The sequence below is a fragment of the Ramlibacter sp. genome (genome assembly GCF_028291745.1).
In the GTDB taxonomy this organism is placed as follows: Bacteria; Pseudomonadota; Gammaproteobacteria; order Burkholderiales; family Burkholderiaceae_C; genus Ramlibacter.
This window is the reverse complement of the sequence record NZ_JAQGNQ010000035.1, coordinates 1-3,606: the sequence shown is the minus strand read 5'-3', so window position 1 is coordinate 3,606 and position 3,606 is coordinate 1. Positions and strand designations below refer to the sequence as shown.

General features: G+C 65.2%; 5 protein-coding genes. 3 read left to right on the top strand and 2 right to left on the bottom strand.

The window, feature by feature from the left end; translation table 11 throughout:
* Positions 1-815 (bottom strand): LysR substrate-binding domain-containing protein (locus tag JWP60_RS05690; RefSeq protein WP_299787576.1); only part of this gene is annotated, 815 nt, incomplete at its 3' end.
* A gap of 129 nt (positions 816-944) precedes the next feature.
* Between JWP60_RS05690 and JWP60_RS05685 the strand changes: the two genes are divergently transcribed.
* Both JWP60_RS05685 and JWP60_RS05680 read left to right on the top strand, forming a co-directional pair.
* Positions 945-1,811, top strand: coding sequence for a pirin family protein (locus JWP60_RS05685; RefSeq protein ID WP_299787579.1), 867 nt, complete (start codon positions 945-947; stop codon positions 1,809-1,811).
* Between the two features lie 64 nt (positions 1,812-1,875).
* Complete coding sequence (locus JWP60_RS05680; RefSeq protein WP_299787573.1) at positions 1,876-2,055, top strand: hypothetical protein; 180 nt, start codon at positions 1,876-1,878, stop codon at positions 2,053-2,055.
* A gap of 44 nt (positions 2,056-2,099) precedes the next feature.
* Here JWP60_RS05680 and JWP60_RS05675 read toward each other — a convergent pair whose 3' ends face one another.
* A complete protein-coding gene (locus JWP60_RS05675; protein ID WP_299787570.1) occupies positions 2,100-2,738 on the bottom strand; it encodes a hydrolase in 639 nt (212 codons plus the stop codon).
* Positions 2,739-2,984: 246 nt separating this feature from the next.
* Here JWP60_RS05675 and JWP60_RS05670 point away from each other — a divergent pair.
* Positions 2,985-3,606, top strand: a 622-nt coding sequence (locus JWP60_RS05670) for an HD domain-containing protein (protein WP_299787567.1), incomplete at its 3' end; no start/stop codon positions are given.

Genomic DNA, 3,606 nt, shown 5'->3' with positions numbered 1-3,606 from the left:
GCGTGAATCACGCCGCTGCGCGGGGCCCACTGCGGCAGGACCTCGACCAGGTTGCCGAGCAGCAAGTCCTTGAGGACCATCAGCGAGGGCATCTGCACGACGCCAACGGCCTGCAGGGCCGCGGCGTGAAGCGCGGCCATGTCGTCGGTCACCAGGCGCGGATCGTGTCGCACCCGCGCGGTGGCGCCATCCGGCCCGACCAGCGACCACTCGTGTTCGCGATTCGGAGGCCCCAGATCCATGCTTGGCAATCGACCCAAATCCTCGGGGGTCAGAGGTCCGGGCCGGTCCTGGAGCACATGGGGGTGGGCCACCAGACGCTGTGTGCTGTCGGCCAGCACCTTCATCACCAGGTCGGTGTCTTCCAGCGGCGGGAAGCGCACCCGCAGCGCGATGTCGAAGCCCTCGCGGATCACGTCGACGCGGCGGTTGGTGCTCTCCAGGTGCACCTGCACGCGGGGGTTGCCAGCCATGAACCTGGCCACCATCGGAGCAACCTGGAAGTGCACCAGCGCGGACGGACAGCTCAAGCGCACGACTCCTTGCGGCTCGGACCTGGACCGGGCTATCACTTCGTCCGCGGCATCCGCTTCGACCAGCATGGCAGCGCAGTGCTGGTAGTACGCTTGGCCAATCTCCGTCACCGCGAAACGGCGGGAGGACCGCTGAAGCAGCCGGACGCCCAGTCGTTCCTCCAGCAGGTAGATGCGCCGGCTGATCCGGGACTTCGGCACGCAAAGTGCCCTTCCCGCCGGGGCGAAGCCGCCGTGATCGACCACCTGCACGTACAGAAAAAGGTCGTTCAAGTCACGCATGCCCATCCCGCTCGCCGTTCTGCACATGGAACGCTGCTGGTGATTATTGGCCCCTTTTGCGCTTCGTCGTTGCTCACTAGATTAGCTCTGACGGTTGCGATCCTTCACAGCCACCGAAAGGAGAAATCGATGAAGAAGGTTCTAGGCGTACTCACCAGCCCCGAGGCGCATTGGGTGGGTGACGGTTTCCCGGTGCGCTCGATGTTCAGCTACAACTCGCTGGGCCAGGATATCAGCCCGTTCCTGCTCCTCGATCACGCAGGGCCCGCCGTCTTCGCGCCGGCGCAGCATCGGCGCGGCGTCGGTCCGCATCCCCATCGCGGCTTCGAGACCGTCACGATCGTGTACGAGGGGGAAGTCGAGCACCGCGACTCCACGGGGGCAGGCGGCGTCATCCGGCCGGGCGATGTCCAGTGGATGACCGCTGCCTCGGGCATCCTCCACGAGGAATTCCATTCCGGCGAATTCACCCGACGGGGCGGCGCGCTGGACATGGTCCAGCTTTGGGTGAACTTGCCGGCCCGCGACAAGATGGCTGCGCCCCGCTATCAAGCCATCGTCGACGCCGACATCCCGGCCATCCCGCTGCCTGGCGATGCAGGCTCGGTGCGCGTCATTGCCGGCGAGTACGACGGCCACCGTGGGCCGGCGCAGACCTTCACTGCGATCGACGTCTGGGATCTGCGGATGCGGGCAGGCGGGCTGGCGAAGCTGCAACTGCCGCAGGGCCATACGGCGCTGCTCGTGGTCCTGCGCGGGACGCTGCGCGTCAACGAGGCCGACGTGGTGCATGGCTCGCAGGTGGCGCTGCTGGAGCGGCAGGGAAGCGAGTTGCTGCTCGAGGCCAGCACCGATGCCTCGTTCCTCGTCCTGACTGGTGAGCCGATCGACGAACCGATCGTCGGCTACGGCCCGTTCGTGATGAACACCGCGCAAGAGATCGCAGTCGCCCGCAGCGACTTTGCCAAGGGCCGCTTCGGCGGGATCCCACGCTGAGGTGCTGCCATCTTGCTTGACCACTGACGGTGAATCTTATGAGCGACAAAGCCGGGAGCCCTGCATGAACAGCACCAGTGCCATCGTTCGCTATTGCGCTTTCGTTGCCTGCGCAGTTGCTTGCGCAACGCTGTTCGCGGTGTTCCTGCCCCGGCAGGAGATCTCTGGCTTCGGCAGCGCGGCCTCGCCCGCGAGTCAAGGTGAGATTCAGGCTGCGGTTCCGAGCAGGCCGTGGGATCGATGACGAACTTGCAGCGGGACTTGGCCCATCCCTCGCCCTACCGCGGTTCACCGGGTCCCCTCGACCAGCGAGAGGAGCTGCCACTGCCAGCGCAGTCCTTGCCCGAAGCCGCCGCCCCGGGCCGCGAAGAGGTTGGAGACCGCGGGCGCGGTCTCGGCTCGCGCCCAGTCGCGCTGGAGCTCGCTGACATAGGCCCACGTCGTCATGGGCACCGCGCCCGCCTGGATCATGCGCTGCACGGCCATGTGGTGCGCCTCCTTCGAGGCACCGCCCGATGCGTCGGTGATGATGTAGACCTCATAGCCTTCAGCCAGGGCGGAGAGCACCGGCATCGCCAGGCAGACCTCGGTCCATTGGCCGGCCATCACGAGCTTCTTCCTGCCCGAGCCCTCGACCCAGTCGGTGATGCGGGGATCCTCCCACGAGTTCAGGGTCGTACGATCGATCGGAATCTGGCCGGACGTCGCGTCGGCCAGGTCCTTGACGATGTCCTGCTTTTCCGAAAAGGCGGTCGTCACCAGCGTCGGGACCTTGAAGATCTTCGCAGCCTCGGCGAGCGCGGCCACGTTGTTGATCACCTCGCTGGTTTCGTGCGAGCGAACGGTCAGCATCTGAAGATACTGGTGATCGATCAGCAGCACGACGTGGTTGTCGGGAGACAGTAGTGGGTCGAGTTTGATGGTCATGATGAACTCTGCGAAGGCCTTCGGTCCAGGATCGACACGGCGTCAACGACGTCGCGTTCCGCCCGTCGCGATTCGCTGCTCCGGGGGACGCACGATGGCTACAGGCGGCTGCCGGGATGCTACGAATGTCACGGCGGTGGACGCGCGCGCTATCCGTCACGTTCGTCGCATTCGACCGGCCACTTGAAACGCATTCGCCACCGCGCAGGCTCAGTCTGGCGGCCTCCAACGTCCGAGGACCAGGCCATGGCAACACGACCCGCGCTGCTCACCACGGCAACCGTCCAGAAGCCGCCGCCTTCCCTTCCCTCCAGTATCGCGATCCCCGACAGCAAACTGGCTCGCGAAGTCGCCGAACTGGTTCGCGATACGGAGAGCACCTTGCTGTTCAACCACTCTAGCCGCTGCTACTGCTTTGCCTGCGCAACGGGCAAGCGCAAAGGTCTCGCCTTCGATCCGGAGCTGCTGTACGTCTGCGCGATGTTCCATGACCTGGGCCTCACTCCGGAACACCGAAGCGCCACCGAGCGCTTCGAGGTCGAGGGAGCCAACGCAGCTCGTGATTTCCTGCGCAGCCACGGAATCTCGCGGCAGGACATCGACACGGTGTGGACTTCGATTGCCCTTCACACCACGCCCGGCATCCCCCAGCACATGCATCCGCTGGTTGCGCTGTTGACCATGGGCGTCGAGTTTGACGTGCTCGGGATCGGCTACACGGTGTTCCCGGACGCCGAGCGAGAAGCGATCGTCGGCGCGTATCCGCGCACCGAGCACTTCAAGGAAGACATCATCCAGGCCTTTTACGACGGCATCAGCCACAAGCCCGAAACGACATTCGGCAATGTGAATGCCGATGTACTCGCAG

Bases quoted from the DNA above. Each gene is read 5' to 3' on its own strand.
- JWP60_RS05685 (WP_299787579.1), top strand. From the start codon at position 945: ATGAAGAAGGTTCTAGGCGTACTCACCAGCCCCGAGGCGCATTGGGTG.
- JWP60_RS05680 (WP_299787573.1), top strand. From the start codon at position 1,876: ATGAACAGCACCAGTGCCATCGTTCGCTATTGCGCTTTCGTTGCCTGC.
- JWP60_RS05675 (WP_299787570.1), bottom strand. From the start codon at position 2,738: ATGACCATCAAACTCGACCCACTACTGTCTCCCGACAACCACGTCGTG.